The 26,057-nt window shown below is 71.7% G+C and carries 23 protein-coding genes and 1 tRNA gene; 17 read left to right on the top strand and 7 right to left on the bottom strand.

The window, feature by feature from the left end:
* Positions 1–165 precede the first annotated feature (165 nt).
* Positions 166–2,556, top strand: coding sequence for a phosphoketolase family protein (locus ACPYOM_RS10915; RefSeq protein WP_481345953.1), 2,391 nt, complete (start codon positions 166–168; stop codon positions 2,554–2,556).
* A gap of 28 nt (positions 2,557–2,584) precedes the next feature.
* Here ACPYOM_RS10915 and ACPYOM_RS10910 read toward each other — a convergent pair whose 3' ends face one another.
* From ACPYOM_RS10910 to ACPYOM_RS10900, 3 genes are read right to left on the bottom strand one after another with little or no spacing between them, the layout of a single operon-like run.
* Positions 2,585–3,373: a DeoR/GlpR family DNA-binding transcription regulator gene (locus ACPYOM_RS10910; protein ID WP_481345952.1), complete on the bottom strand. Its 789-nt coding sequence runs from the start codon at positions 3,371–3,373 to the stop codon at positions 2,585–2,587.
* Positions 3,374–3,383: 10 nt separating this feature from the next.
* Positions 3,384–4,391, bottom strand: a complete 1,008-nt coding sequence (gene pdxA, locus ACPYOM_RS10905) for a 4-hydroxythreonine-4-phosphate dehydrogenase PdxA (protein ID WP_481345951.1) — start codon at positions 4,389–4,391, stop codon at positions 3,384–3,386.
* A complete protein-coding gene (locus ACPYOM_RS10900) occupies positions 4,388–5,773 on the bottom strand; it encodes a four-carbon acid sugar kinase family protein (RefSeq protein ID WP_481345950.1) in 1,386 nt (461 codons plus the stop codon). The genes pdxA and ACPYOM_RS10900 overlap by 4 nt, the downstream gene beginning before the upstream one ends.
* 247 nt (positions 5,774–6,020) lie before the next feature.
* Here ACPYOM_RS10900 and ACPYOM_RS10895 point away from each other — a divergent pair, with 247 nt between their 5' ends.
* From ACPYOM_RS10895 to ACPYOM_RS10855, 9 genes are read left to right on the top strand one after another with little or no spacing between them, the layout of a single operon-like run.
* Complete coding sequence (locus ACPYOM_RS10895; protein ID WP_481345949.1) at positions 6,021–7,649, top strand: ABC transporter substrate-binding protein; 1,629 nt, start codon at positions 6,021–6,023, stop codon at positions 7,647–7,649.
* 24 nt (positions 7,650–7,673) lie between these two features.
* Positions 7,674–8,606: an ABC transporter permease gene (locus ACPYOM_RS10890; protein ID WP_481342603.1), complete on the top strand. Its 933-nt coding sequence runs from the start codon at positions 7,674–7,676 to the stop codon at positions 8,604–8,606.
* Entirely contained in the window at positions 8,603–9,538 is a 936-nt protein-coding gene (locus tag ACPYOM_RS10885) for an ABC transporter permease (RefSeq protein WP_481342605.1), read from the top strand. The genes ACPYOM_RS10890 and ACPYOM_RS10885 overlap by 4 nt, the downstream gene beginning before the upstream one ends.
* The gene (locus ACPYOM_RS10880; RefSeq protein ID WP_481345948.1) at positions 9,538–10,500 is read left to right on the top strand and encodes an ABC transporter ATP-binding protein; all 963 of its coding nucleotides are present in this window, start codon (positions 9,538–9,540) and stop codon (positions 10,498–10,500) included. Before ACPYOM_RS10885 ends, ACPYOM_RS10880 begins: the two co-directional genes overlap by 1 nt.
* Positions 10,493–11,344 carry an ATP-binding cassette domain-containing protein gene (locus tag ACPYOM_RS10875; RefSeq protein ID WP_481345947.1) on the top strand — a complete coding sequence of 284 codons (852 nt, stop codon included), beginning with the start codon at positions 10,493–10,495 and terminating at the stop codon, positions 11,342–11,344. Before ACPYOM_RS10880 ends, ACPYOM_RS10875 begins: the two co-directional genes overlap by 8 nt.
* Complete coding sequence (locus ACPYOM_RS10870) at positions 11,341–12,327, top strand: aldo/keto reductase (RefSeq protein WP_481345946.1); 987 nt, start codon at positions 11,341–11,343, stop codon at positions 12,325–12,327. Before ACPYOM_RS10875 ends, ACPYOM_RS10870 begins: the two co-directional genes overlap by 4 nt.
* Complete coding sequence (locus ACPYOM_RS10865; RefSeq protein ID WP_481343818.1) at positions 12,324–13,136, top strand: HpcH/HpaI aldolase family protein; 813 nt, start codon at positions 12,324–12,326, stop codon at positions 13,134–13,136. The genes ACPYOM_RS10870 and ACPYOM_RS10865 overlap by 4 nt, the downstream gene beginning before the upstream one ends.
* Positions 13,133–14,500, top strand: coding sequence for a sialidase family protein (locus ACPYOM_RS10860; protein ID WP_481345945.1), 1,368 nt, complete (start codon positions 13,133–13,135; stop codon positions 14,498–14,500). The genes ACPYOM_RS10865 and ACPYOM_RS10860 overlap by 4 nt, the downstream gene beginning before the upstream one ends.
* Positions 14,501–14,520: 20 nt before the next feature.
* Positions 14,521–15,237, top strand: a complete 717-nt coding sequence (locus tag ACPYOM_RS10855) for an SDR family NAD(P)-dependent oxidoreductase (protein ID WP_481345944.1) — start codon at positions 14,521–14,523, stop codon at positions 15,235–15,237.
* Positions 15,238–15,271: 34 nt separating this feature from the next.
* Here the strand turns inward: ACPYOM_RS10855 and ACPYOM_RS10850 are convergent.
* The 4 genes from ACPYOM_RS10850 to ACPYOM_RS10835 all read right to left on the bottom strand — a co-directional run bounded on the left by ACPYOM_RS10850 (position 15,272) and on the right by ACPYOM_RS10835 (position 19,359).
* A tRNA-Lys gene (locus ACPYOM_RS10850) sits at positions 15,272–15,347 on the bottom strand.
* A 212-nt stretch (positions 15,348–15,559) separates the two neighbouring features.
* Positions 15,560–16,810, bottom strand: a complete 1,251-nt coding sequence (locus ACPYOM_RS10845) for a M24 family metallopeptidase (protein ID WP_481345942.1) — start codon at positions 16,808–16,810, stop codon at positions 15,560–15,562.
* A 12-nt stretch (positions 16,811–16,822) separates the two neighbouring features.
* Positions 16,823–17,680, bottom strand: a complete 858-nt coding sequence (locus ACPYOM_RS10840) for a creatininase (protein ID WP_481345941.1) — start codon at positions 17,678–17,680, stop codon at positions 16,823–16,825.
* A 98-nt stretch (positions 17,681–17,778) separates the two neighbouring features.
* On the bottom strand, positions 17,779–19,359 hold the full coding sequence (locus ACPYOM_RS10835) for a purine-cytosine permease family protein (RefSeq protein WP_481345940.1): 1,581 nt from the start codon (positions 19,357–19,359) through the stop codon (positions 17,779–17,781).
* A gap of 153 nt (positions 19,360–19,512) precedes the next feature.
* Between ACPYOM_RS10835 and ACPYOM_RS10830 the strand changes: the two genes are divergently transcribed.
* From ACPYOM_RS10830 to ACPYOM_RS10800, 7 genes are all read left to right on the top strand, one after another.
* Positions 19,513–21,027 (top strand): PucR family transcriptional regulator, encoded by a 1,515-nt coding sequence (locus tag ACPYOM_RS10830; protein ID WP_481345939.1) that lies wholly within the window; start codon positions 19,513–19,515, stop codon positions 21,025–21,027.
* 154 nt (positions 21,028–21,181) lie between these two features.
* Positions 21,182–22,135 carry a hypothetical protein gene (locus ACPYOM_RS10825; RefSeq protein ID WP_481345938.1) on the top strand — a complete coding sequence of 318 codons (954 nt, stop codon included), beginning with the start codon at positions 21,182–21,184 and terminating at the stop codon, positions 22,133–22,135.
* A gap of 34 nt (positions 22,136–22,169) precedes the next feature.
* A complete protein-coding gene (locus tag ACPYOM_RS10820) occupies positions 22,170–22,808 on the top strand; it encodes a phosphoribosylanthranilate isomerase (RefSeq protein WP_481345937.1) in 639 nt (212 codons plus the stop codon).
* Between the two features lie 204 nt (positions 22,809–23,012).
* The gene (locus ACPYOM_RS10815) at positions 23,013–23,624 is read left to right on the top strand and encodes a hypothetical protein (RefSeq protein ID WP_481343597.1); all 612 of its coding nucleotides are present in this window, start codon (positions 23,013–23,015) and stop codon (positions 23,622–23,624) included.
* Positions 23,625–23,969: 345 nt separating this feature from the next.
* Positions 23,970–24,239 carry a hypothetical protein gene (locus ACPYOM_RS10810; protein WP_481343596.1) on the top strand — a complete coding sequence of 90 codons (270 nt, stop codon included), beginning with the start codon at positions 23,970–23,972 and terminating at the stop codon, positions 24,237–24,239.
* Between the two features lie 119 nt (positions 24,240–24,358).
* Entirely contained in the window at positions 24,359–24,979 is a 621-nt protein-coding gene (locus tag ACPYOM_RS10805) for a DUF47 domain-containing protein (RefSeq protein ID WP_481343595.1), read from the top strand.
* Positions 24,980–24,986: 7 nt separating this feature from the next.
* The gene (locus ACPYOM_RS10800; RefSeq protein WP_481343594.1) at positions 24,987–25,991 is read left to right on the top strand and encodes an inorganic phosphate transporter; all 1,005 of its coding nucleotides are present in this window, start codon (positions 24,987–24,989) and stop codon (positions 25,989–25,991) included.
* Positions 25,992–26,057: the final 66 nt, after the last annotated feature.

The following is a 26,057-nucleotide window of genomic DNA, read 5'->3' as shown; positions in this document are numbered from 1 at the left end:
AGATGTGTATAAGAGACAGGTCCCACCGGGACCGGCCCCCTGCCGTGCCCGGACGCGCGCCTGCCGTCCGGTCTCACCGGCGCGACTTGGCGTCCCTTGCGTGCGGCTCGGCGGTCGGTGAGAGTCGAGGGGCCGGCACGGTACCCCTGACCGAGAGGTGACGCGATGCGCACGACGACCCTGCCCCCTCCCACCGCCGAGGAGATCGCGTCGTTGGACGCCTGGTGGCGCGCCAGCAACTACCTCACCATCGGCCAGATCTACCTGCAGGCCAACGCCCTGCTCCGCCAGCCGCTCGCCGCCGAGCACATCAAGCCGCGCCTGCTCGGGCACTGGGGCACGAGCCCCGGCCTGTCGTTCGTCTACGCACACGTGTCGCGTCTCGTGCGGCACACCGGCCAGCAGACGATCTACCTCACCGGGCCCGGCCACGGTGGCCCGGCCCTCGTCGCCGCCGGCTACCTCGAGGGCACGTACACCGAGGTGTACCCCCGCGTGACGCAGGACGCCGAGGGGATGCGTCGCCTCTTCCGGCAGTTCTCGGCACCCGGTGGCATCCCGAGCCACGTGTCGGTGACGACGCCCGGGTCGATCCACGAGGGGGGTGAGCTGGGCTACGTCCTCGTCCACGCCTTCGGGGCCGTCATGGACAACCCCGACCTGCTCGCCCTCGCCGTCGTCGGCGACGGCGAGGCCGAGACCGGCCCGCTCGAAGGGTCCTGGAAGGGAATCTCGTTCCTGGACCCGGCCCGCGACGGCGCGGTGCTGCCGGTCCTGCACCTCAACGGGGCCAAGATCGCCGGCCCGACCGTGCTCGGCCGCAAGGACCCCGGCGAGGTGCGCAGCCTCCTCGAGGGGCACGGCTACGAGGTCCTCGAGGTCGAGGGGGCCGACGTGCCCGGGATGCACGAGCGCTTCGCCGCGACCCTCGCGACGGCCTACGAGCGCATCACGACGATCCAGGACGCCGCGCGGGGCCGCGGCTCGCAAGGGGCCGGCACGCGTCCGCGCTGGCCGCTCGTCGTACTCCGCACGCCGAAGGGTTGGACCGGGCCCGTCGAGGTCGACGGGGTCCGGGTCGAGGGCACCTTCCGCGCGCACCAGGTGCCGCTGTCGGGCGTGCGCGACGACCCTGACCACCTGCGCCTCCTCGAGGAGTGGATGCGCTCCTACCGGCCCGAGGAGCTCTTCGACGACACCGGCGCGCCGGTGGACCTCGTCCGGGCGGCCAACCCCGAGGGTGAGCTGCGGATGAGTGCCTCGCCGCACGCCAACGGCGGCCTGCTCACGCGGCCGCTCGACCTGCCCGACTTCCGCGACTTCGCCCGCGACGTCCCGCAGCCGGCCGCGACGCGTGCCGAGTCCACCCGGGCCCTCGGCGAGCTGCTGCGCGAGACCTACCGCCGCAACCCCACGACGTTCCGGCTGTTCTGCCCCGACGAGACGCACAGCAACCGCCTCGATGCCGTGTTCGACGTGGAGAACCGGATGCTGGCCGAACGGGTGGACCCCGGTGACGACCACCTGGCCCATGACGGCCGGGTCATGGAGGTGCTCTCCGAGCACAGCTGCCACGGCTGGCTGGAGGGCTACACGCTGACCGGCCGGCACGGGCTGTTCGCCACGTACGAGGCGTTCGCGATGGTCAGCGCCTCGATGACGGTGCAGCACAGCAAGTGGCTGCAGGAGGCGCGTCGGCTCGACTGGCGCGCTGCGGTGCCGAGCCTCAACATCCTGCTGACCTCGACCGCGTGGCGCAACGACCACAACGGCTTCTCCCACCAGGGCCCCGGCCTCGTGCAGACGGTCCTCAACGCCCGGGGCGAGGTGGCCCGCATCTACCTACCACCCGACGCGAACTGCCTTCTCTCCGTGGCGGACCACTGCCTGCGCTCGCGCAACTACGTCAACTGCATCGTCATCGACAAGCAGCCGCAGCCGCAGTGGCTCACGATCGACGAGGCCGTCGAGCACTGCAGGGTCGGCGCTGGCACGTGGGACTGGGCCGGCACCGACGACGGTGACCGGGACCCCGACATCGTGCTCGCCTGCGCCGGCGACGTCGTGACCATGGAGGTCGTGGCGGCCGCGCACATCCTGCGGGAACGCCTGCCGCAGCTACGGGTTCGGGTCGTCAACGTCGTCGACCTGATGACCCTGTCCCGCCCCCGCAGCCACCCCCACGGCATGGACGACGTGCGCTTCGCGGAGCTGTTCACCGACCACGTCGACGTCGTCTTCGCCTTCCACGGGTACCACGGCGCCATCCACCAGCTCGTCCACGGCCGGCCCGACGCCGACCGGTTCCACGTGCGCGGCTTCAAGGAGGAGGGCACGACGACCACACCCTTCGACATGGTCGTGCGCAACGAGGTCGACCGGTACCACCTCGTCATGGACGCCATCAACAACGCCGGCCGTCAGGTGCGCGGTGCGAGCGACCTCCAGGCCTGGTGCCAGAGGCAGCTGGCGCGGCACGGCGAGTACATCGTCGAGCACCTCGAGGACCTGCCCGAGGTGCGGGACTGGGTCATCTCCCGCCCGCTGGACTACTGACGCCGAGACCTGGGCGGGGCCGACGGGGTCAGCCGCGCCGCGGGGCGACCACGACCTCCACGCCGTTGGCCCGGAACCGCTCGAGCCGGTCCGGGTCGGCCGACGCGTCGGTGACGAGCGTCCATCGGGACGGCATGACGGCCCACGCGTGGAACGGGGACTGGCCGATCTTGTCCGCGTGCGCGAGGACGTAGGTGTGCTCCGCACGGCTCATCATCAGCTCCTTGAGCCGCGTCTGCTCGAGGTCGGCCTCGCAGATGCCTCGCTCGGCGTGGACGGCGTCGGCCCCCATGAAGGCACGGTCGAACGACAGCCGCTGGACCGCGGCCTCGGCGAGCGGCCCGACGAACGCCTGGCTCAGCGGGCGGAGCCGCCCACCCAGGGCGATGACCTCGATGCCGGGGCGCTCGGCGAGGGTCGACATGGCGCTGATGCCGGCTGTGACGACGGTGAGCTCGGTCAGCGACGGGGTGCGGCTCATGGCGTCGGCGAGCGCGCCCGTCGTGGAACCGGCGTCGAGCAGGACCGTCTCTCCGGGCTCGACCTGCGCCGCGGCCCACCGCGCGATGTCGCGCTTGGCCTCGTGCGCCTCGCCGAGCCGCTGCCGCAGCGAGGCCTCAGGGTGGTGCGAGAGGCTCATGACGCCGCCGTAGGTCCGGGCGAGCTTGCCCTGTGCGGTCAGCTTCGCGAGGTCGCGACGGATGGTCGACGGCGTGACGCCCAGCTGGTCCGAGAGGTCCTCGACGCTGGCCAGGCCGCTGGTCGTGGCAAGACGCACGATCTCGCCACGGCGGGTCTGTGCGCTCTGCTTCGCCACGAGCGGCACCTTAGGCGTCGGCGGGCCGCGGCGCCATCTCCGCGCCGAGCCGCAACGCCTCGATCATCGAGCGGTGGTCGGCGATGCCCTTGCCGGCGATGTCGAACGCCGTGCCGTGGTCGACCGAGGTGCGGATGACCGGCAGGCCGATGGTGACGTTGACGCCGGCCTCGAGGCCGAGGACCTTGACCGGCCCGTGGCCCTGGTCGTGGTACATCGCGACGACGAGGTCGTAGTCGCCCCGGCCGGCGAGGAAGAAGAGCGTGTCCGCGGGCAGCGCACCGTGCACGTCGATGCCGTCGGCGCGGCAGGCCTCGACGCCGGGGTTGATCTTGGTCTCCTCCTCGCCGTGGCCGAAGAGCCCGTTCTCGCCGGCGTGCGGGTTGATGCCGCAGACGCCGATCTTGGGGTTCGGGGTGCCGGCGTCGACGAGCGCCTTGTGGCCGCGGCGGATGACCCTCTCGACGAGGCCCGGCTCGATGCGCTCGACGGCGTCGAGGAGCCCGATGTGGGTCGTGACGTGGATGACCTTGACCTTCTCGGTCGAGAGCATCATCGAGACCTCGGGGGTGCCGGTGAGGTGGGCGAGCAGCTCGGTGTGGCCGGGGAAGACATGGCCGCCGGCGTGCAGCGCCTCCTTGTTGAGCGGCGCCGTGCAGATGGCCTGCACCTTGCCGGCCATGGCGAGCTGGGCGGCGACGCGGACGTAGTGGTACGCGGCGTTGCCGGCGACGGCCGACAGCTGCCCGAACGGCAGGTCGGCCGGCAGCATCCCGAGGTCGATGACGTTGATCCGGCCGGGGACCTGCTCGGCCTCCTCCACGTCGTTGACCGTGACGATGTCGACGGCCGCACCGACGATGTCGGCGGCCTGCTTGAGCCGCAGCGCATCGCCGACGACGACCGTCCGCGCGAGCCCGGAGACCTCCGGCTCGGCCAGTGCTCGGACGATGATCTCCGGACCGATGCCGGCGCCATCGCCCATGGTCACGGCGATGCGGGGTAGGACGGGGCTCATCGGTTCTCCTCGGTAGTGGCGCGGGTGCGCGACGGGGGGTGGGGTGAGTCGGTTTCTGGGGGCAGGGATGATGCAGGGCGTGCAGGGAGCGGAGCGGCCGTCGCCAGGAGCTGCTCGGCGACGTGGCGCAGGGCGTCGGCGTCGCCGAAGCTGCCGGGCCGGGTCACGACGACACGGGTGGGTGTCGTGAGGCCGTCGGTGGTGCGACGCAGGCTCACGACGGTGCCGCTGCCGAGCGAGGCGACGACCTCCAGCTCGTCGGTGCCGAGCCGGTCGAGGACGGCGCGTGCCGTCTGGCCGCCGGCGAGGAAGACGGCGTCGAAGCCGTCCGCGACGGCGGCGACGGCGTCGGCGAGCGCTGCCACGATGCGGGTGGATGCGGTGGGGTCGGGGTGGGCGGCCGGGTCCACCGCGACGAGGGCGAGGCCCTCGCGTCCGAGCGCCTCCACCTCGCTCCGCACGGCGGCCGGGTCGGACAGGAGCATCGTCGGGTCGACGAGCAGCTGGCTCGTCGCCAGGGGGCTGACCTCGTCGAGCTGCGCCGCGACGGTGTCCGTGCGGGTGCCGAGCACCATGAGCAGCGAGCCGACGTGGGGGAGCCCAGGGAACGACCCGGGCCTGGCCGACGCGTCCGGGCGCGACGCCTCCGCCGGTGCCCCGTCCCCTCCGGGCCCCGGAAGGGCGCGCACCGCGGCGGCGGTCAGGGCACCGGAACCGACGAGCAGCGGCGTGCCGAACGCGGTCTGTGCCGCGGCCACGACGGCATCGAGGTCGGCGTCGTACCGGGCGTCGCAGACGGGGGCGCAGCCTTCGGCGACGGCCTGCCGCAGCGCGTCCGCCAGAGTCGCCACCTCGCCGCGGACGGCGTCGAGCGGCACGAGGGCCGTGCGCATCGTGCGCAACGCCTCGGCGATGCTCGTCGGTGGCGGGGTGGGTTCGACCGCCCAGAGCGTCGTCTCGTGCAACGGCGCACCGCCGACGTGGAGGACGCCGCCCGTGACCGTCCGTCCGAGGGCCGGGTTGGCGACGGCGATGACCGGCGTGCGGCCCAGACGCTCGGCGAGCGCCGCGACCTCGGCCGCGACGTTGCCGCGCAGGAGCGAGTCGACCTTCTGGACCACGACGCAAGCACCGGACACGAGATCGCCTGCGGCCCGGACTCGGTCGCGGGCGGCTGCGTCGTCGAGGGTACGCGCGTCCGTGTCGACGACGACGACACGGGCCGACCCGTCAGCGACGGCGGCGGCCGTCGTCGTGCCGTCGGTCGTCGCCAGGAGGCGGAGCGGAACACTGCGCGAAACGCGCAAGAGTCCGTGCGCAGCGCACTCGGCGGCACCGCTGAGGTCGTCGGCGACGACGGCGAGCTCCGGCGTGCTTCGCATCGTGCCTCCCGTCCTCCGAATGTCGGAAAAGTTCTTGTGAGACAAGGCTTCGGGCGTCCCTGCCCCTTGTTGAGCCAAGCGTCCGCGACCATCTCGCCCGGCGGGGGAGCGGCTGTGCAGCGAGGCTTGCTCGTGAAAATTGACGGTACAGGTCTTGCGCATTTCGCGCAATGGTGCGACGGTTGGGTCATCCCGAACGGCGCACAACGCGCAGTTGCGGTCTCGGCCAACTCAACGAGGAGTCCAGATGCCCCACACGCCAGCACCGCTTCCCCAGCCCGACCAGCCGGTGCGCGAGGTCTCCCGCCGGTCGATGCTGAAGTTCGCGTCCCTCGCGGGCGCCGGGGCGCTCCTCGCCCCCGCGATCGCGGCGTGCGCGGGCCCGAAGTCGGCGACGAACGCGAGCACCGGTGGTGCCGCCGCCGCGGGAGGCAAGCTGAGCATCGTGCTCAACCGCAACCTCGTCAGCCTGGACAACAAGCTGAACCAGTACGACGCGGCGGTCACGGTCCAGCGTGCGGTGCGCGAGGCCCTCACCAAGATCGGTGACGACCTCAAGCCCGAGCTCGTCCTGGCCGAGTCGTTCGAGCAGACCAAGCCCACGGAGTGGACCGTCAAGCTGCGCAGCGGGATCCACTACTCCGACAAGTCCCCGGTCACCGTGGAGGACGTCGAGACCGCCCTCAAGCTCTACTTCCAGGTGCCGGCCGGCTACGTCGCCTCCCAGTTCCCCGAGCAGCCGACCTTCAGCAAGGTCGACGACAAGACCTTCACGCTGACGACCAAGGTCCCCGTCGTCTCCCTCAACTCGCTGATGTCGAACATCCTCATCACGCCGGCCAAGGACAACAAGGCCGAGGAGCTGTCGACCGGCCTCGGCACGGGCCCGTTCGTCATCGCCTCGGCCGACACCGGCACCGGCACGTACCGCCTCACCCGCAACGAGAACTACTGGGGCGAGAAGGCCAAGCTCGAGGAGGTCAACGTCTCCTACCAGGAGGAGGAGGGCGCGCGCGTCATCGCCATCACCTCCGGCCAGGCAGACGTCATCGACACCATCACGCCCGAGTCCGCGGCCTCGCTCAAGACGAACGCCGACGTCGACGTCATCGAGACGCCCGGCACCCGCCTGATCCACCTCTTCTACAACTTCCGCAAGCCCGCCGGCCACCCCCTCGCCGACCCGAGGGTCCGCGAGGCGCTGACCTACGCGATCGACCACGACTCGCTCATCAAGGCCCTCATGAACGGCCAGGTCAGCTCGGCCGAGGGCGTCGTGCCCAAGACTCTCGCGGGCTACGCCAAGACCGGCGAGTACGTGTACGACCCGGCCAAGGCCAAGAAGATGCTGGCCGACGCGGGGGTCTCCGACCTCAAGCTGACTTTCATCTGGGAGGACTCCGAGTTCGCCGGCGCCTCGCGCGTCCTCGAGGCCATCTCGCAGATGCTCGCCGCCGTCGGCGTCACGGCCACCCTGAAGATGATCCCGAAGGGCGGCGAGATCAACGCCTGGCGCCGTGGCGAGGCGGGAGACTGGGACGTGCTCGCGAACGGCTACGGCAACCAGACCGGCCTGGCCCTGACCAACCTCGTCGGCCAGTACGGCGGCACGCCCGCCAAGGAGAAGACCAAGGACACCTACCAGGGCTACGTCTTCCCCGACATCGTCGCGATCCTCGACCAGGCCGGTGCCGAGGCCGACGAGACGAAGCGCGACGAGCTGCTCAAGCAGGCCCAGGAGAAGATCTGGGCCACGTGGCCGGCCCTGTGGGCCTGGACGCCGAACAACGTCCTCGCCAAGCGCAAGCGCGTCACCACGCTCAAGCTGCGCGCCATCAACTCCTACGACCTCGGGTCCGTCACCGTCTCCGCGTGACGCGCCCCACCTGCAGGTGACCCCATGCTGAACTACGTCCTCAAGCGCATCGGGCAGACGGTCCTGACCGCCTTCCTGGCGACCGCGTCGGTCTTCGTGCTGCTGCGCCTCGCCCCGGGCGACCCGGCCGCCAACTACGCACCACCGAACCCCACGTCGGCCCAGCTCGAGGCGATCCGCCGGGAGTTCGGGCTCGACCAGCCGATCTGGGTCCAGTTCGCGACCTTCCTGTCACACCTGTTCCACGGGGACGTCGGCACGTCGTTCTTCTTCAAGCAGCCGGCCCTCGACGTCGTCATGGAGCGGCTGCCCTACACCATCACCCTGGCGGTCGCGGCCATCCTGCTCACGACGGTCGTCGCGATCCCGCTCGGGGTGTGGATGGCCCGCCGCGCCAACACCGGTCCCGAGCTCGGGGCGAACATCGCCACTATCGCGGGCCAGTCGATGCCGGACTTCTGGATCGGCTTCGTCCTGCTCATCGTCTTCGCCGTCAACCTCGGCTGGTTCGCGCCGGCCGGGTTCGACACGGTGAGCGCGATCATCCTGCCGACGGTGACCATCGCGATCCTGCAGGTGGCGCTCATCTCGCGTCTCGTGCGCCGAGAGATGGTCGCCAACCTCACGGCGCCCTACCTCACGGTCGCCCGGTCGCGCGGTGTGCCCGAGCGCCGCCTCGTCTGGGGGCACGCCTTCGGCAACTCGGCCATCCCCGTCGTGACGGCGCTCGGCACGCGCTTCGCCGCGATGCTCAACGGCGTCGTCATCGTCGAGGTCGTCTTCAAGTGGCCGGGGGTCGGTGAGCTCGTCGTCAACGCCCTCAAGCAGCGCGACTTCCCGCTCATCCAGGCCACCGTCCTCGTCACTGTCGTGCTCGCGCTGCTCGTGCAGCTCGTCGTCGACCTGCTCTACCCGCTCATGGACCCGCGGGTCCGACTCGGAGAGGCCACCTCATGAGCACCGCAGCCAGCACGGAGGACGTGCCGACGCGCCCGGACCTCGGCACCCGCACGGCGAGCCCCTCGGCCGTGACCGCGCAGCTGCGCCGCCGGTCGGCCGCGGCCCGACGCGCCCGGTACAGCACGATCAAGATCTGGGCCGGGGCGATCAGCGCCGGGCTCGTCGTGGTTCCCGTCCTCCTCGCCCGGTGGCTGCCGCTGCCGGATCCCATCGTGGGCCAGCTGAGCGAGTCGGCCCTGCCGCCGTTCAGCCCCGGCCACCTCCTCGGCACCGACCCGAACGGCCGCGACCTGCTCTCGCGGGTCCTGCACGGCGGGCAGACCTCCCTGCTCATCGGTTGCCTCGCCATCATCGTGTCGGGCCTCGTCGGCATCGCCGCGGGCGCGGCTGCCGGCTACTTCGGGGGCTGGACCGACACCATCGTCTCGCGCCTGCTCGAGGCCCAGATGTCGCTGCCGCTGCTGCTCATGCTCCTGCTCGTCGTCGGCCTCTTCGGCCCGTCGATCGTCGTCATCACGGCGGTCATCGCCTTCGCCCAGTGGCCGGAACCGGCTCGCATCACGCGGGCGCTCGTGCTCGTCGAGAGGGAGAAGCCGTACGTCGCGGCGTCGCGCGTCCTCGGCCTGCACCGGGTCGCGATCATCGCCAGACACGTCATCCCCAACATCCTCCAGCAGGTGCTCGTCGTCGTGCTCCTGCTGCTCGCCCAGGCGGTGCTGCTCGAGAGCGCGCTCGCGTTCCTCGGCGCCGGCGTCCAGCGGCCCTACCCCACGTGGGGCGGCATCATCAGCGACGGCCGGGAGCTGTTCGTCACGGGCAGGTGGTGGCTCGTCACCGTCCCAGGCATCGTCATCGCGCTGCTCGTCGTCGGCGTCAACCTGCTCGGCGACGGCCTGCGCGACCGCGTCCGGCGTTCGAAGGAGGCGTGATGGCCCTGCTCGAGGTCAAGGACCTTCAGGTCGAGCTCATCACCCTCGACCGCGTCGTGCGCGCCGTCGACGGCGTCACCTTCAGCGTGGACCGGGGCGAGACCGTGACGATCATCGGCGAGTCCGGGTCGGGCAAGTCGACGACGGCCATGGCGATCCTGCGGCTGCTGCCCGACGACCTCGCCGTCATCTCCGGCGAGGCCCGCATCGACGGCCAGGACGTCACGGGCAGCCGCAAGGTCATCGACGCCCTGCGCGGCCGGTCCGTGGCGCTCGTGCCCCAGGACCCGATGACGGCCCTCAACCCGATCCGGAGCATCGGCGCCCAGATGGTCGAGGCGGTCCAGGTCAAGTACCCCAAGCTGTCGAAGGCGCAGGCCCGCGAGCGGGCGCTCGCACTCATGGAGCGCGTCCACATCAGCAACCCGGGCAAGCAGTTCGACGCCTACCCCCACCAGCTGTCCGGCGGCATGCTGCAGCGCGTCCTCATCGCCATGGCGGTCTCCACCGACGCCGACCTCATCGTCGCCGACGAGCCGACGAGCGCCCTCGACGTCACGGTGCAGGCCGGCATCCTCGACCTGCTCCTCGAGCTGCAGGAGCAGACGGGTATCGGCCTGCTGCTCATCACGCACGACCTCGGCGTCGCCCGGCTCATGAGTGACCGCGTCCACGTCATGAAGGACGGCGCGTTCGTCGAGGGGGGCCCGGTCGCCGACGTCGTCGACCACCCGCAGCACCCGTACACGCAGAAGCTGCTCGGCGCGATCCCCGAGCTGGGCCCGTGGGACGACCCCGCCCTGCGTGACCGCGGACCCGGCGAGCCCGACACGTCCCTGCCGGAGAACGCCACTGGGACCGCCGCGGCACCCGTGGTCGCCGACGAGCCGGCCTCGCCGGCGACCGGCCCCACCGACCCGACCGACCCGACCTCGCGCGTCAAGGAGGCGACCCATGGCTGAGGCTCCGCTGCTCGAGGTGAGCAACCTCGTCGTCGAGTACCGCACCGGCAAGGAGACCTTCCGGGCGGTCGACGACGTGTCGTTCAGCGTGCCGCGGGGCGGGACGCTCGCCGTCGTCGGTGAGTCCGGCTGCGGCAAGTCCACGGTGGCCAAGGCCCTCGTACGCCTGCTGCGCCCCACGTCGGGCTCGATCGTCCTCGACGGCACCGACCTCGCGACGCTGTCCGAGCGCGCGCTGCGCCCGCTGCGGCACCGCATCCAGATGGTGTTCCAGGACCCCTACGGCTCGCTGGACCCGCATCTCACGGCGCAGCAGATCGTCGCCGAACCGGTCGCGGTCCGTGGCGAGCGCTCGAGGAAGGTGCAACGCGACCGTGCCGCCGAGCTGCTCGACCTCGTCGGCCTGCCGAAGAGTGCCCTGACCCGCAAGCCGCCGGAGTTCTCCGGCGGGCAGCGCCAGCGCATCGGCATCGCTCGCGCCCTCGCCTCCGAGCCCGAGCTGCTCGTGTGCGACGAGGCGACAAGTGCTCTCGACGTGTCGGTCCAGGCCCAGGTCATCGAGCTGCTCCGCGAGATCCAGCGCGAGCGCGGCCTGACGTACCTGTTCATCTCGCACAACCTCGGTGTCGTGCGGGCGATCTCGAAGGAGACGCTCGTCATGCGGGCCGGTCGTGTCGTCGAGCAGGGGGCCACCGAGGAGCTGCTGGCCCGCCCCCGCGAGGAGTACACGCAGCGGCTGCGTCGCTCGGCGCTCGAGCCCGCCCTCATGACCGGCCTCAAGCCGCGCCACCTCATCCGTCACATCGCCGCCGCCCGTGCGGCAGAGAGCGAGAAGATCGCATGACCGACCTGCCCACCGTCGACCTGCCCGGGCTCGACCGACCGCTCCCGCGGCTCGTGCTCGGCACGATGACGTTCGGCGACACGGTCGACCTCGACACCGCACGGACGATGGTCGACGTCGCGATCGGGGCCGGGGTCACCTCGGTCGACACGGCCAACGGCTACGCCGGGGGAGCGAGCGAGGAGATGCTCGGGGAGATCCTCCAGGGCCGACGGGACGCCGTGACGCTCGCCACCAAGGCCGGCATCTACCCCGGTGACGCGGGCGGAGCGCCGCTGCTGTCGGCGTCCGCCCTGCGGTCCTCGCTGGAGGCGAGCCTGCGGCGACTGCGGACCGAGCACATCGACGTCTACTACCTGCACCAGCCCGACCGCTCCGTCCCGATCGACGAGACCGTCTCCGCCCTGGGCGACTTCGTCAAGGAGGGCAAGGTCCGCGCCATCGGCGTGTCCAACTTCGCCGCGTGGCAGATCGGTGACGTCAACGCCGCCTGTGACGCGCTCGGCACGCCGCGTCCGGTGCTCGCCCAGCAGCTCTACAACCTCGTCGCCCGACGCATCGAGGCCGAGTACGTCGAGTTCGCCACCACGAAGGACCTCGCGACGGTCGTCTACAACCCGCTCGGCGGGGGCCTGCTGACGGGCCGCCACACCTTCACCGAGTCGCCGACCGAGGGGCGCTTCGGCTCGTCGGCACTGTCGACCATGTACAAGGACCGCTACTGGAACGCCGAGACGTTCGCGGTCATCGACGCCCTGTCGGCCGTCGCCGCCGACGCGGGTGTCACCCTTCCCGCGCTGGCCCTGCGTTGGCTGCTGTCCAAGCCGGTCGTGTCCTCGGTGCTGCTGGGCGGGTCCAAACCACATCAGCTGGAGGCCAACATCACTGCTGCACAAGCCGGTCCGCTGGCCGAGGACGTCGTCGCCGCGTGCGACGAGGCGGGCTCGCCCCTCCTGGGCTCGATGCCGGGATACAACCGATGAGCGCGGCGGAGGCCCCTCGGACCGCCTTGGAGCGCAGCCGCGCCCGTGTCCTGGACTACGCCCGACGGGTCCGTTCGCGCGAGCCGATCCTGGGCTACTGGGTCATCATCGACTCGCCGGTGTCGACAGAGCGCCTCGCGCGCGTGGGCTGGGACTACGTGTGCTTCGACGCCCAGCACGGCCTCCTCGACTACAAGGGCATCCTGTCCGGGATGCAGGCCATCGACGCCGGGGGCGAGTCGGTGGGCATGGTCCGGGTCGGCGCCAACGACCCGTTCCTCATCGGGCAGGCTCTCGACGCCGGGGCTGCCGGGGTCATCGTGCCGCTCGTCAACACCGCCGAGGACGCCGCCCGCGCCGTGTCGTACGCCAAGTACGGCCCCGAGGGCATCCGCTCCTACGGCCCGATGCGCTCACAGCTGCGGATCGGCCCGGACCCCGCGGCCTCGAACGAGGCGACCGTCGTGCTCGTGATGATCGAGACCCCCCAGGGCCTGGAGAACGTCGAGCGGATCGCGGCGACCCCCGGTGTCGACGGGCTCTACATCGGCCCGTCCGACCTGCGACTGGCGGTGGGTGGCTCGACCTCGACCGACCCGACCGTCGACGACGTCTTCGAGGCCGCCGTCGAGCGCATCCTTCGGGCGGCGCAGACGGCGGGCATCGCCGCCGGGTTCCACACGCCCAGTGGGGAGGCCGCCGCCAAGCGCCTCGGCCAGGGGTTCACGCTCGCCACGGTGTCCTCCGACCTGGTCCACCTCGAACAGGTGGCGACCGCGCACCTGCGGGCTGCCCGGGGGGAGTCGTGACGCTCGCCGCCGATCCCGTCGCCGACGGCGTCGTCCGGGTGCGGGACGAGGCGACCTTTCCGCATGCCTTCCCGACGGCGCTGCTGCCCACGCCGACCGTGCAGTGCCACGCGGCCAACCTCGCGTGGCTGCCCGGCGGCGACCTGGCCTGCGTGTGGTTCGGTGGGACGCAGGAGGGGGTCGCCGACATCTCGGCGTACCTGTCCGTGCTGCCCGCCGGGTCCGACACGTGGCGGGCCCCGGTGCGGCTCAGCGACGACCCGACGCGCTCGGAGCAGAATCCGGTGCTCTTCGTCGCCACCGACGCGGAGGTGTGGCTGCTCTACACGGCCCAGCTGGCCGGCAACCAGGACACCTCCGAGGTGCGTCGGCGCATCTCGCGCGACGGCGGCGTGACCTGGGACGAGCCGACCGTGCTGTTCCCGGCCACCGAGCAGGGCGGCGTGTTCGTGCGCCAGCCCCCGGTCGTCCTGCCGACCGGCCGCATCCTCGTGCCCGTCTTCAACTGCGTCACGGTGCCGGGGGAGAGGTGGGCCGGTGACGCCGACACGTCCGGGGTGCGGGTCAGCGACGACGGAGGCTCCACGTGGACCGACGTCGAGGTGCCTGGCTCCCTCGGCTGCGTGCACATGAACATCGTCGAGCGACAGGACGGATCGCTGTGGGCGTGCTTCCGCAGCCGGTGGGCCGACCATGTGTGGGAGACGACGTCGACAGACGGCGGCAGCACCTGGAGCCGGCCGGTGCCGACCGTCCTGCCGAACAACAACTCGTCGATCCAGGCGGCCGCCTTCGGCGACGGCCGGGTGGCGCTCGTCCTCAACCGCAGCAGTGCCGCCGACGCCACGGCGCGCCGGGTCTCGCTCTACGACGAGATCGACGACGACGGCATCCGGGAGGACGTCCACGGCCCGGTGCTCGCCGATGTGGGCCCTGCACCCGGTTCCGCCGGCGGCCCCGCCTCGGGTGGCCTCGCCGTGGGCGGACCCGCCCGGGTGGACCGCGCCGAGGAGCGCCCCAGGGCGTTCTGGGGTGCGCCCCGCGCGCCGATGACGCTCGGCGTCAGCGTCGACGACGGTCGCACCTGGCCGGCGCTGCTCGACGTCGAGACCGGTGACGGGTACTGCCTGTCGAACAACTCGCGCGACGGGCTCAACCGTGAGCTGTCCTACCCGTCGGTGCTGGCCGGCCGCGACGGTGACCTCCACCTGGCCTACACGTGGCACCGTCGCGCCATCCGGTACGTGCACGTGCCGGCCGACGCCGTCGACCGGTTGGTGGCGCAGGCCGGCCGGGCCGATGGCACGCAACCGCCCGCGGACGCGTCGACGCGTCCGGGGTCGACGTCCACCGGGTCGGCGTGACCGGACCGGGGAGCGCAGGCTTGTCGAGACGGACCCCCGGACCGGCGCCGCGCACCGCCGTCGTCACCGGTGCCAGCTCCGGCATCGGGCTCGCCGTGGCCGCCGAGCTGCTCGACGCCGGGTGGCACGTCATCGGGCTGAGCCGGACCCGTGGGTTCCTCCCGGGCAGCGCCGCGTGGCTGGCCTGCGACCTGACTGACGTCACCTCGGTCAACGACGCCGTCGCGGCGGTGCGGGCGACCCCGGGCGGCGGTCTGGGCGCCGTGGTCCATGCCGCGGGACTTCAGCACTCCGGGCGCATCGGCGCCCTCGACCACGCCGGTGGCGAGCGCATGTGGGCCGTGCACGTCCGAGCCGCCGAACGGCTCGTGGACGGGCTCATCGAGCACGTCGCCGACGGCGGCCGCGTCGTGCTCGTCGGCAGCCGGACGATGACCGGGGTACCGGGCAAGAGCCAGTACGCCGCGACGAAGGCGGCGCTCGTGGCCCTCGCCCGCTCGTGGGCCGCCGAGCTCGCGCCGCGACGCGTCACGGTCAACGTCGTGGCGCCCGGTCCGACCCGCACGCCGATGCTCGAGGACCCGAACCGGGCGGCCACCCCGCCCGTCCTGCCACCGCTCGGTCGGCTCGTCGAGCCCGCCGAGGTCGCCGGGCTCGTGCGCTTCCTCCTCGAGCCCTCCGGGGCCATGGTCACCGGGCAGACGCTCGTCATGTGCGGTGGAGCATCGCTGCCCTGAGGTGGTGACGCGCACGGGTGGTGACGTGAACGTGTGGTGGGCCCCGTCGGGCTCGAACCGACGACCAGCGGATTAAAAGTCCGACGCTCTACCAACTGAGCTAGAGGCCCGAGGGTTCGGCGTGAGAAGCAGCTTCCCGGCGGCTTGATCGGAACAACAGCCCTGCGCGTCGCTGCCGAGCGCGATCCCCAGCGCAAGTATGCCTCAGGCGGTCATGGGGCCAGGCACCGCCCACCGTCGTCCAGGGACCCGCGAGGAGCCCCGAGACGCGTCGGCCGGCTCGCCGTCCGACGAGCCGACCGACCTCGGAGCCGGTGCGGGCTCAGCAGGGGACGATGTTGTGCTCGGGTCCGAACGGGAACCCGGTGATATTCTCCGCGCCGTCCTCCCCGACCACGAGGATGTCGTGCTCCCGGTACCCGCCGGCCCCCGGCTCGCCGTCCAGGACCGTGATCATCGGCTCCATCGAGACGACCATGCCGGGCTCGAGCACGGTGTCGATGTCCTCGCGCAGCTCGAGGCCCGCCTCGCGGCCGTAGTAGTGCGACAGCACCCCGAAGGAGTGCCCGTAGCCGAAGGTGCGGTTCGGCAGGAGGCCGTGGCCGACGTAGATCTCGTTGAGCTCTGCGGCGATGTCCTTGCAGACGGCGCCGGGCTTGATGAGCTCGAGGCCGCGGCGGTGCACCTCGACGTTGATCTCCCACAGCTCCAGGGAGCGGGCGTCGGGCTCGCCGAGGAACAGGGTCCGCTCGAGGGCCGTGTAGTAGCCGGAGGTCATCGGGAAGCAGTTGAGCGACAGGATGTCACCGCGCTGCAGCCTGCGGGTGGTCGCCCAGTTGTGGGCGCCGTCGGTGTTGATGCCCGACTGGAACCAGACCCACGTGTCGCGGATCTCGCTGTCGGGGAAGGTCCGTGCGATCTCGTGCACCATCGCCTCGGTCCCGATGAGGGCCACCTCGTACTCGCTGATGCCCTCGCGGATCGCAGCCTTGATGGCCTCGCCGCCGAGGTCGCCGATGCGGGCGCCGTGCTTGATGACCTCGATCTCCTCGGCGGACTTGATCATCCGCTGGCGCATCGCGTCCTGGGCCACGTCGACGAGCTCGGCCCCGCCGAGGACGGCCTGCAGCCTGGCGTGGGCGTCGAGCGAGAGCGTGTCGAACTCGACGCCGACCCGGCGGGGCGTGATGCCGCGCTGGGCGAGGGCCTCCTGGACTCCGTACTGGAAGTTGTCGCGGCGCCAGTCGGTGTACACGATGTTCTCGCCGTAGCTGCGCCGCCACGGCATTCCGGCGTCGATGTTGGCGGTGACGGTCACCTGTTCGGTCGGGGTGACCACGAGGGCGTACGAGCGGCCGAAGTACGTGAAGAGGAAGTCGGAGTAGTACTTGATGCCGTGGTAGGAGGTCAGCACGACGGCATCGAGTCCCTTGGCGGCCATGATCCGGCGAAGGCCGGTCAGGCGACGCTCGAACTCGGCGTCGGAGAAGGTGAGCGGGACCTTCGCGCCGTTGTGCAGCTCCTTGAGCCGCTCGAGCTCGCTGACCGAGGTGACGGGGGTGGCGATGGACATGGTGTATCTCCTTCAGAGGGTGGTGAATCCGGGGACGGCGTGAGCCAGGTCGGTGCGTGACGGCTCGGCATCGGGTCGGTGGCCGGGCTCGGCGCCGGCTCGGGGGCCCAGCTCGACACCGATCGACGCCACGAGCGCGGCCGAGGTGCGCTCGAGGAGCAGGCGCCCTGCGCCCACGGATGCCGCGGCCGCCGAGGAGAGGCAGCCCGAGGCGGGCGTCAGCTCCGGACGGACGGGCAGCCGGTCGTAGCGGGGCAGCTGGGCGGCCGGCAGGTCCATGACGCGGTCGAGGTGGACCAGCTCGGGGTGCAGGTGCAGCATCAGCGAGGTCTCGAGGACGCCGCCGTGCTCGACGTCCCAGCCGGGGAACGCGCCGCGGTAGATCTCCTCGATCGTCTCGTCGTCGACGAAGTCCCAGTAGGACAACAGGACTGCCGAGACGTCCTCGCCGCGCCGCTGCAGCTCGGTCGTGGCCTGCTCGACCCCGTCGTAGAGGAACTGGTAGTTCTCGAAGTGGCCGTTGAGGAAGACGATCCGGCGGGCACCGTGCCGCGCGAACTCCAGCGTCAGCGTCCGGGCGATGGCGATGACGGTCGTCGCGTCGAGGCTCGTCGTGCCGGCCAGGTGGTTGCCGCCGCCGGAGCGCTGCTGCGACTTGTAGCCGTACACGACGGGCGCCGCGACGACACCGTCGACGGCCTCGGCGACACGCCGGCTCATGGCCTTGGCGAGCATGACGTCGGTCTGCAGGGGGAGGTGGGGTCCGTGCTGCTCGATCGCGCCGACCGGGACGATGACCGGTGCTCCGCGACCGATCAGCTCGCGGTAGGTGAAGGCGTCGAGCTCCTCCATGAGGACGGTGGTGGGCATGGCTGCTCCTGGGCGGGTTCTCGGGTGTGCGGGCAGGGTCGCGCGCTGCGGCGGGTGGGTCGGGCACGGCCCCACCCGCCGCGCGGTCGGTGAGGTCGTCACCGCAGGGGCGCAGGGACCTCGGCCGGGGTCGTCGCCGGCTGGCCGGGGGCGTCCACGTGGTCTGCGTCGTGGACGCACGCGTCGCCGTGGTCGCGCAGGTAGTCCTCGTCGGCCAGGTCGGTCTTGATGCTCAGCGGCACGCCGTGGTGGATGCGGTCGCGGAACCGCGGGTAGCCGAGGGCGAGGTAGAGCAGCCCGGAGGTCAGCGTGCCCGCCAGCCACGACAGGTCGACCCCGCCCATGGCCGTGGCGGCCGGGCCCTGGAAGGCCGGGAGACCGCCGTACATGAACACCCACGTCATGGAGAGGCCGCAGACGAAGGCGACGATCGCCGACCAGTTGACGGACTTCAGACGGGTGTCGCGGGGGTTGACGAACAGGTAGCCGAAGGTCTTGTGACGGCGCTCGAAGACGAAGTAGTGCACGGCCATGATGCCGCCCCACGTCGCCACCCAGGCCGCGATGGCGATGATCCAGTTGTCGAGGAGCGTCGCGAAGTCCTCGGCGAAGAGGAAGCCGATGACGGCGCACATCGAGAGGCAGCCCACGATGACCGAGAGCTTCTTGCGGCCGATGCGGATGTCGAGCGCCTGGAACGCGACGCCGAACGTGTACAGGTTGATGATGTTCGTGGCGATGGGCCCGTGGATGACGAGCAGGATGACCGGGATCGCCATGGCGCCGAAGCTCTTGACGACGAGCTCACCGGGGTCGGCGGTGCCGTGCATCGTCGCGAGGCTCGCACCGAGCACGCCGAGCCACACGACGGGCAGGAACTGGCCGAGGACCGAGGTGAGGTAGAGCTTCCACTGCGGGATGCGCTTGGAGACGAACCGCGAGTAGTCCGGCGCGTACGTGAACCAGCCGATACCCCAACCGATCCCGATCGCGGTCATGATGCCCGACATGGCGGCCCAGCGCTCTCCGCCGGTCAGCACCTTTCCGGGAGGGCCGGCGTAGCCCCAGTCGATGGGCAGCTGGGTCCAGGCGATGACCGACATGACGATGAGCACGATGATCGTGGGCGGCATCGTGATGCGCTCGAACTTCGCGATGGCGCTGTAGCCGCGGTAGCAGATGCCGACCTGGATGCTCATGATCACGGCCGCCACGCCGATCTTCCAGGCGAGGTTGGACGCGTCCGGGTCGACCCAGCCGATCTTGGCGAACAGCGCCATGACGAGGTCGAGGATGACCCACGTGTTGACGGCCGACCAGCCCACCGCGACGACGGCCTGGATGGCGGCCGGCAGGTAGGCGCCGCGGCGGCCGAAGGCGCCGCGGGCCAGGAGCATGCCGGTGGCGCCGGTCTTCTGCCCGAGGAGGACGAAGAAGCCGAACCCGACCATGCCGATGATGTTGCCGACGACGAGGACGGTCATCGTGTCGGCGAAACCGAGGCCGAGGTGGATGCCGAGCGCGCCGAGGATCCAGTTGATGGGGGCGACGTTGGCGCCGGCCCAGATCCAGAACTGGCCGGACACCTTCGTCGTGCGAGCAGACTCCGGGACGGGCTGGAGCACGTCTTCGACGGTGTGCGTCACCTCTTCCGAGGTGCTGTGCGGGGAAAGGCTCATGTGGGGACTGCTTTCGTCGTTGAAACCCCTGCGGATGAATGCCGGCTGCCGACAACGGTAGGATCCGCGTTTCCTCCCTTCCAGCCTCAGAGTGTCGCCTGTGGCAACGTCGATGGGTGACAACCTGTCGCCGGCACTGGGATCGTGGCCGGTATGTCCCTGCTTCTGAGTGAGATCCTGGACAGCGGCGTCCTCGCCCCGGGCGCACCACGGGTGGTTGCCGGGGAGCGCGCGGTCGCCACGAGTCGCGTGCGCTGGGTGCACTCGAGCGAGGTGCTCGAGATCGCGCCGCTGCTGTCGGGCGGAGAGCTGCTCCTCACCGGCGGCGTCGCTCTCCTGGCGCTCAAACCCGCCGCACAGGTCGAGTACGTCTGGAGCCTCGGGCGGCGGGGCGTCGCCGCGCTCGCCGTCGAGACGGCCGGGTCCGGGCGGCACCTGCCGGCCGAGCTGGTCGCGGCCGCCGAGGAGGCCGGCCTGCCGCTTCTCGAGCTGCGTCAGGTGGTCCCGTTCGTCGAGGTCGCCGAGGAGGTCAACCGACGGATCGTCTCCGCGCAGGTCGCCGCGCTGCAGGTCGCCGACCAGCTGTCCCGCGCGCTCACCGAGCGCATCGCGAGCTCCGGGACGGCCCTCGAGCCGTTGCTGGTCGTCATCGCCGAGGCCCTCGACGTCCATGTGCGCGTGCTCGACACCCGCGGCGGCCTGCTCGCGGCGGCCGGGCCCGAGCCGGACGTGGAGACGTCCGGTGACGGCCGTCGGCTGGGCGCCGAGCTGGAGGTGAGCGGGATCGGCGTCGCGCGGCTCGAGCTGCTCGGTGGCGTCGGAGCCGACGTCGAGACGCTGGAGACGGTGCTGGCCCGGGTCCGCAGCATCGTCGCGCTGGCGCTCGCTCGGCACAGCCGGCCCAGCCTCGCCAGGCTCGCCGAGGACGAGCTGGTGCGGCTCATCGGGGCCGGTGGGGGAGGCGAACGCCTCATCGAGCTGAGCCAGGCAGGCGGCATCGACCCGGAAGGACCCCTGGCGATGGCGGTGGTGCGACGCCCTGCCGACGGGCGCGTCGACACCGAACAGCGGACCCGGCGGGCCTTGCCCTCCACGCTCGTCGTGGCCCACGGCGAGTGGCTCGAGATCCTCGTGCCGCTGCGGGCGCCCACCCGGGCCGAACGCGCCCGGGCTCTCACGGCGCTTCGGGCATCGGTCGCGGGCACCGGGCTCACGGGTGCTCTCGGCCCGACGGCGCGGACCGTGCGCCAGGCGTCCTTCTCGCTGTCGGAGGCGCGCACGACCTGGCGGCTCGGCCGCTCGGCGAAGGGCTTCGACACCGTGTACGACGCCTCCGACTTCCTCGTGGAGCGGATGGCCGAGCGGTCACTGTCCCGAGGCGTCGTCGATGCGCTCGTCGAGGAGGCGCTCGGCGAGCTGGTCCGCCTCGACCAGCGCTCCGGCGGCGAGCTGGTGAGGACGCTCGACGTGTGGATCTCCACCGGGTGCAACGCGACCGAGGCGGCGCAGCTGCTCTTCCTCGAGCGTCAGTCCCTGCACAAGCGGCTCCGCCGGATCTTCCACGTGCTCGGTGGCGACCCCCGAGGGCACGGGCAGCTCGCAGCGCTGACGCTCGCGGTCCGGCTCGCCCGCGGCGGCGCCCAGCTGCGCGAGGACCCCAGACCGTGACCGCACCGAAGGCCGTCGTCGCGGCGCGCGGTTCGTCGAGGACCACGACCGGCGTCGTCGACGGGAGTCTTGCGAGAATCTTGCGAAACACCGCGGGGTGATGGCCCATTACGGACAATCGGCATGTCCCAGCCCGACGGCCCCGGAGTCCAGCATGTTCGCCAGCCGCTCACGCCAGAGTCGTCGCGTCCGCCGTGAGCGCATCGCGCCCGCCCGCCTCGTCATGACGAGCGTCGCGATAGTGTCCGCCGCCGTCGGGGTGCTCGCCACGGCACCAGCCGCATGCGCTGCCGCTGCGGCGGCTGCCGCGGCGACGCCGGTCGGCGCCGACACCCGGGCCCTGTGGGTGTGGGACACGAGCACGCCCGGCGCGACGGTCGACCTGGCGGTCCGGACCGGCATCGACCAGCTCTTCGTCGCCGTCCCGCCGAACGTCAACACCTCGAGCCGGCTGCCCGAGCTCAAGGACCTCGTCGCCCGCGCCCGCGCCGCCGGAATCCGCGTCGACGCGCTCGGCGGTGACCCCGGCTGGGTCGACAACCCCTCGTGGGTCGTCACCTCCTGGCTCAAGCCGGCCAGGAACACCGGGCTGTTCACCGGCATCCACGTGGACGTCGAGCCGTACACGACACCGGCGTGGACCACATCTCGGTCGACCGTCGTGGCGAAGTACCTGACCCTCCTCGACAAGCTCAGGGCGAGCGCGGGCACCTCCCCGATCGAGGCGGACATCCCCTTCTGGTTCAACGAGGTTCCCGCCACGGGCGCAGGTGGCAGCGCCTCCACGCTCGACCGCGAGATCATGAGGCGCACCGCCGGCGCGACGGTCATGTCCTACCGCAACACGGCCACGGGCCCCGACGGCACCCTCGCCATCGCCGCGGCCGCGCTGACCGCCGGGGCGGCGCTCGGCAAGCCGGTGCGCCTCGGTCAGGAGACCACCTACCTCGGCGACACGGCCGTGGACACGAAGCAGACGTTCTTCGGCTGGACGCGCACCGACATGGAGACCCAGCTCGCCCAGGTCACTGCCGGGGCGTCGGCGTACGCGACGTTCGCCGGCCTCGCGCTGCACGACGCCTCGGGCTACGCCGCGATGGCGCCGTGACCGACGCCTCGGTCGCACCTGAGAGGCTGGGACCGTGTACGTCAAGGTGTGCGGGCTCAGGGATGCCGACATGGCCCGGGTGGCCGTCGACGCGGGTGCCGACGCGGTCGGCGTGGTGATGAGCGAAGGCAGCCCGCGCCACGTGACGCCGGGCCGGGCCCGGGCCGTGGTGGAGGCGGTCGACGGCCGAGCCGACACCGTGCTCGTCGTCCGGGAGATGCCGGTGGAGCGCGCGGTGGAGGTCGCCTCGGAGCTCGGGGTCAGCGTCATCCAGCTGCACGGCGGGTACGCGCCGCACGACGTCGCAACGGCACGAGCCGGGTTCGGCCGGGTCTGGCGGGCCACGGCCTTGACCGACACGACCGACGTCGTGGCCGGGGCCTGGGGCGAGGAGCTGCTCCTGCTCGACGCGCCGGTGGCCGGGTCGGGCAGCACGTGGGACCTGTCGGCCCTCGAGCGCCGTCGGCCCGTCGGGCGCTGGCTGCTCGCCGGTGGCCTCGACCCGCTCAACGTCGCCGGAGCGGTGGCGGCCGCCCGACCCTGGGGCGTCGACGTGTCGAGCGGGGTGGAGTCGAGCCGCGGCGTCAAGGATGCGGACCTCGTGCGCGCGTTCGTCGCCGCGGCACGCGGCACGTCGGAGCCCCGCCGACCGATCCGGAGCCGGCCGGGGTGACCATGGCGCGTGCGTCGTGGGTAGGCAGTAGGCAGGGCCCCTCGACGATGCCGGCATCGGCCATCGGCCCCAGGTCCGGGCGGTTCTGACCGTGAGCCGTCCGGGCCGCCGGTCAGGCCCCTGGGCGTCGAACCGGCCGGCGCGCGGCCGAGCACGCCGCCGAGGTCGCAGCGGAGGGTCGGTCCGGAGGGTTAGCCTGCCGAGATGAGCGATGGCGACCACCGCACCCCGCGCCGTCCGGCGTTCTTCAGCCCGTCGGCGCTCGAGGCCCACGGCGGGGCCTACGACCCGACCGAGGAGATCCTCGTCGCCCACGAGACCGCCCGCGCCCTCGTCCACGCCGGGCGCGCCGCCGCCGACCCCGCCGTCACCACCAAGCTCGTCGCGCTCGTCGACGAGATCGGCCTGTCGACCATCGCCGAGCTGTGGTCCCAGCGCCCCGGACGCAGCCTCCCCGGGGCGCTGTGGCGACTCTACGTGCTGCGCGAGTGGGTGCACCGGGCCCCCGACGACGCCAGCCGTGAGTACCGCGCCGGCATCCGGTTCACGGGCCCGAACCACGCCGTCGCCGGGGCCGCCGAACCGCCCGGGCCGCAGGAGGTCAGCCGGCTCGTCGACGAGGTCCTCCGCGGGGTCTTCGAGGGTGACCTCGCGGTGGCGCTCGAGCGGGCCGCCGCGTTCTGCCGCGTCGTGGCGGCAGGCCGGGCCGACACCGGCTCCGGCGACGCCAGCGCCGAGCAGGCGGCCAACGTCCTGTCGATGGGGGAGGACCTCGCCGCGTCCGCCCGGCTGTGGCGCGCCGACGCCCTCGCCTGACCGGCCGGCCACGCCGGCACGGGCCCGCGGGGACGGGCACGGGTCGCCCGCATCTTGGTGATCGCCGCAGAGGCGCCTATCCTTGATTGCGCGTCGGGCCGCGGTAGCCCCGGGTCCCAAAATCCGCCGCTACGAGCGGCCCAGTGCCGAGAGGCGCTCCCGGCCCGACGTCACACCGTCACCGCGCTCGGTCGCGCTCCGCACCCGGTGTCCGATACCGGGCCGGCAGCGCCCCGCTGGGGCAGGAAGGGGGCCACGATGAGCGGCTTGGGTCCATCCCGATCGGCCTCATCCCGTTCCCTTCTTCCGCGCCCGGGACGCGTCGTCCGGATCTACGCTGGGGGGATGACGCCCGAGGAGGAGCGGTCGGCCGACCTGCTCGATGTTGCACTCCGAGACGAGATCGAGCTCGTCTCCGACCTCGTCGTCGCCGCCTCCGGCAGCGAGCGTCACTTCACCCAGGCCGAGATCGACGAGCTCCTCGGTCTCAGCGAGGACGCCGTCCCGGGCGTCCCCGCTGCAGCATCGTCCGGGCAGGACGCCACGAGCAGCGCCTCGCTGCCCGATCCGCCCCAGGCGCCGGGCGCCGTCGTCGGCGACGCAGCCTCCGGTTGAGACCACCGCGGGCCGACGAACGCGGGGTGAACGCCTGGTGGAACCGCGATTGCGCCGCACGGCGAACTTGCCCGTAGCATCGTCCCCGGACCAGACCCCGACTCGACCGGAGCACGCCCGTGGGTTTTCGCCTCACACCCCAGGACACGAGCTTTTTCTCGCTCTTCACCTCCTCGGCCCAGATCCTCGTCGAGGCCACCCGGGAGCTGACTCGCTTCCTGGAGGACGACCCGTCGAAGCGCCAGGCCATCGCCGAGCGGCTGCGCGAGTTCGAGCACGCCGCCGACGACGCCACCCACGAGCTCATCAACAAGGTGAACAGCTCGTTCATCACGCCGTTCGACCGCGAGGACATCCACAACCTCGCCGCGTCCCTCGACGACTGCATGGACCTCATCGAGGAGACCGCGGACCTGATCGTGCTGTACCGCCTCGGTGACATCCCGGAGGGACTCGCCGACCAGTTCGAGATCCTCGCGCGGATGGCCGAGGTCACCGCCGAGGCGATGCCGCGCCTGCGCTCGCTGCAGGACCTCAAGAGCTACTGGATCGAGATCAACCGCCTCGAGAACCAGGCCGACTCGCTGCACCGCCAGATGGTCGCCAACCTCTTCAACAACTCACCCGACGCGGTGCACGTCATCAAGGTCAAGGCGATCGTCGACGGCTTCGAGAACGCGGCCGACGCGTTCGAGAAGGTCGCCCACGTCGTCGAGGGCATCGCGGTCAAGGAGTCCTGACCCACCGATGGACACCACCATCCCGGTCCTCGGTGTGGGCGCGGTCATCGCGCTCGCCATGGGCTTCAACTACACCAACGGTTTCCACGACGCCGCCAACGCCATCGCGACGTCGGTCTCGACGCGCGCGCTGACGCCCCGTGTCGCCCTGGGCATGGCAGCGGTGGCCAACCTCTTCGGCGCCTTCTTCGGCGCCAAGGTCGCCAAGACCATCGGCAGCGGCATCATCGAGCAGCCGGTGGGCGTCAACGGCCTGTGGCTCGTCGCGGCGGCCCTCGTGGGAGCCACCGGCTGGAACCTGCTGACGTGGTGGTTCGGCCTCCCGTCGAGCTCCTCCCATGCCCTCATCGGCGGCCTCGGCGGCGCGGCCCTCGTCGCCGGCGTCGCGGTGCAGTGGAGCGTCATCTGGGAGAAGGTCATCATCCCGATGGTGGCCTCGCCGGTCATCGGCATCATCGTCGGCTACCTCGTCATGACCGCGATCCTCTGGATCTTCCGCGAGTCCAACCCCGGACGCGTCACGCGCGGGTTCCGCTGGGCGCAGACGGCCTCGGCTGCCGCGATGGCCTTCGGCCACGGGCTGCAGGACGCCGCGAAGACCGCCGGCGTCGTCGTCCTCGCGCTCAACATCTCCGGCCACCACCAGGACGACAGCATCCCGCTGTGGGTCCTCCTGCTGTCGGCCATCGTCATCTCGCTCGGCACGTACGCGGGCGGCTGGCGCATCATGCGCACCCTCGGCCGTCGCATCATCGACCTCGGTCCGCCACAGGGGTTCGCGGCCGAGACGACCGCCGCGGCGATCCTCTACGTCGCCGGCCTGTCCTTCGGTGCCCCGATCTCGACGACGCACACCATCACCTCGGCGATCATGGGCGTCGGTGCCACGAAGCGGGTCTCGGCGGTCCGCTGGAGCGTCGCCGGCAACATCGTCGGCGCGTGGGTGCTGACGTTCCCCGGTGCAGGGCTCGTCGCGGTCCTCGCCTGGTACATCACCTCCATCTTCCGCTGACCGCCAGGGGCCGCGTCCCCCCGCTTCGGCTGTCTCTTATACACATCTGACGCTGCCGACGACGGA

This window comes from Monashia sp. HAY1-2A (assembly GCF_056755315.1).
This window is presented reverse-complemented; position numbering and strand designations above follow the sequence as displayed.

Coding starts and splice junctions, on each gene's coding strand:
- ACPYOM_RS10815 (WP_481343597.1), top strand. CDS start 23,013: ATGAGCGATGGCGACCACCGCACCCCGCGCCGTCCGGCGTTCTTCAGC.
- ACPYOM_RS10830 (WP_481345939.1), top strand. CDS start 19,513: ATGTCCCTGCTTCTGAGTGAGATCCTGGACAGCGGCGTCCTCGCCCCG.
- ACPYOM_RS10915 (WP_481345953.1), top strand. CDS start 166: ATGCGCACGACGACCCTGCCCCCTCCCACCGCCGAGGAGATCGCGTCG.
- ACPYOM_RS10840 (WP_481345941.1), bottom strand. CDS start 17,680: ATGCCCACCACCGTCCTCATGGAGGAGCTCGACGCCTTCACCTACCGC.
- pdxA (WP_481345951.1), bottom strand. CDS start 4,391: ATGAGCCCCGTCCTACCCCGCATCGCCGTGACCATGGGCGATGGCGCC.
- ACPYOM_RS10885 (WP_481342605.1), top strand. CDS start 8,603: ATGAGCACCGCAGCCAGCACGGAGGACGTGCCGACGCGCCCGGACCTC.
- ACPYOM_RS10895 (WP_481345949.1), top strand. CDS start 6,021: ATGCCCCACACGCCAGCACCGCTTCCCCAGCCCGACCAGCCGGTGCGC.
- ACPYOM_RS10845 (WP_481345942.1), bottom strand. CDS start 16,810: ATGTCCATCGCCACCCCCGTCACCTCGGTCAGCGAGCTCGAGCGGCTC.
- ACPYOM_RS10900 (WP_481345950.1), bottom strand. CDS start 5,773: ATGCGAAGCACGCCGGAGCTCGCCGTCGTCGCCGACGACCTCAGCGGT.
- ACPYOM_RS10800 (WP_481343594.1), top strand. CDS start 24,987: ATGGACACCACCATCCCGGTCCTCGGTGTGGGCGCGGTCATCGCGCTC.
- ACPYOM_RS10875 (WP_481345947.1), top strand. CDS start 10,493: ATGGCTGAGGCTCCGCTGCTCGAGGTGAGCAACCTCGTCGTCGAGTAC.
- ACPYOM_RS10890 (WP_481342603.1), top strand. CDS start 7,674: ATGCTGAACTACGTCCTCAAGCGCATCGGGCAGACGGTCCTGACCGCC.
- ACPYOM_RS10810 (WP_481343596.1), top strand. CDS start 23,970: ATGACGCCCGAGGAGGAGCGGTCGGCCGACCTGCTCGATGTTGCACTC.
- ACPYOM_RS10880 (WP_481345948.1), top strand. CDS start 9,538: ATGGCCCTGCTCGAGGTCAAGGACCTTCAGGTCGAGCTCATCACCCTC.
- ACPYOM_RS10865 (WP_481343818.1), top strand. CDS start 12,324: ATGAGCGCGGCGGAGGCCCCTCGGACCGCCTTGGAGCGCAGCCGCGCC.
- ACPYOM_RS10870 (WP_481345946.1), top strand. CDS start 11,341: ATGACCGACCTGCCCACCGTCGACCTGCCCGGGCTCGACCGACCGCTC.
- ACPYOM_RS10825 (WP_481345938.1), top strand. CDS start 21,182: ATGTTCGCCAGCCGCTCACGCCAGAGTCGTCGCGTCCGCCGTGAGCGC.
- ACPYOM_RS10835 (WP_481345940.1), bottom strand. CDS start 19,359: ATGAGCCTTTCCCCGCACAGCACCTCGGAAGAGGTGACGCACACCGTC.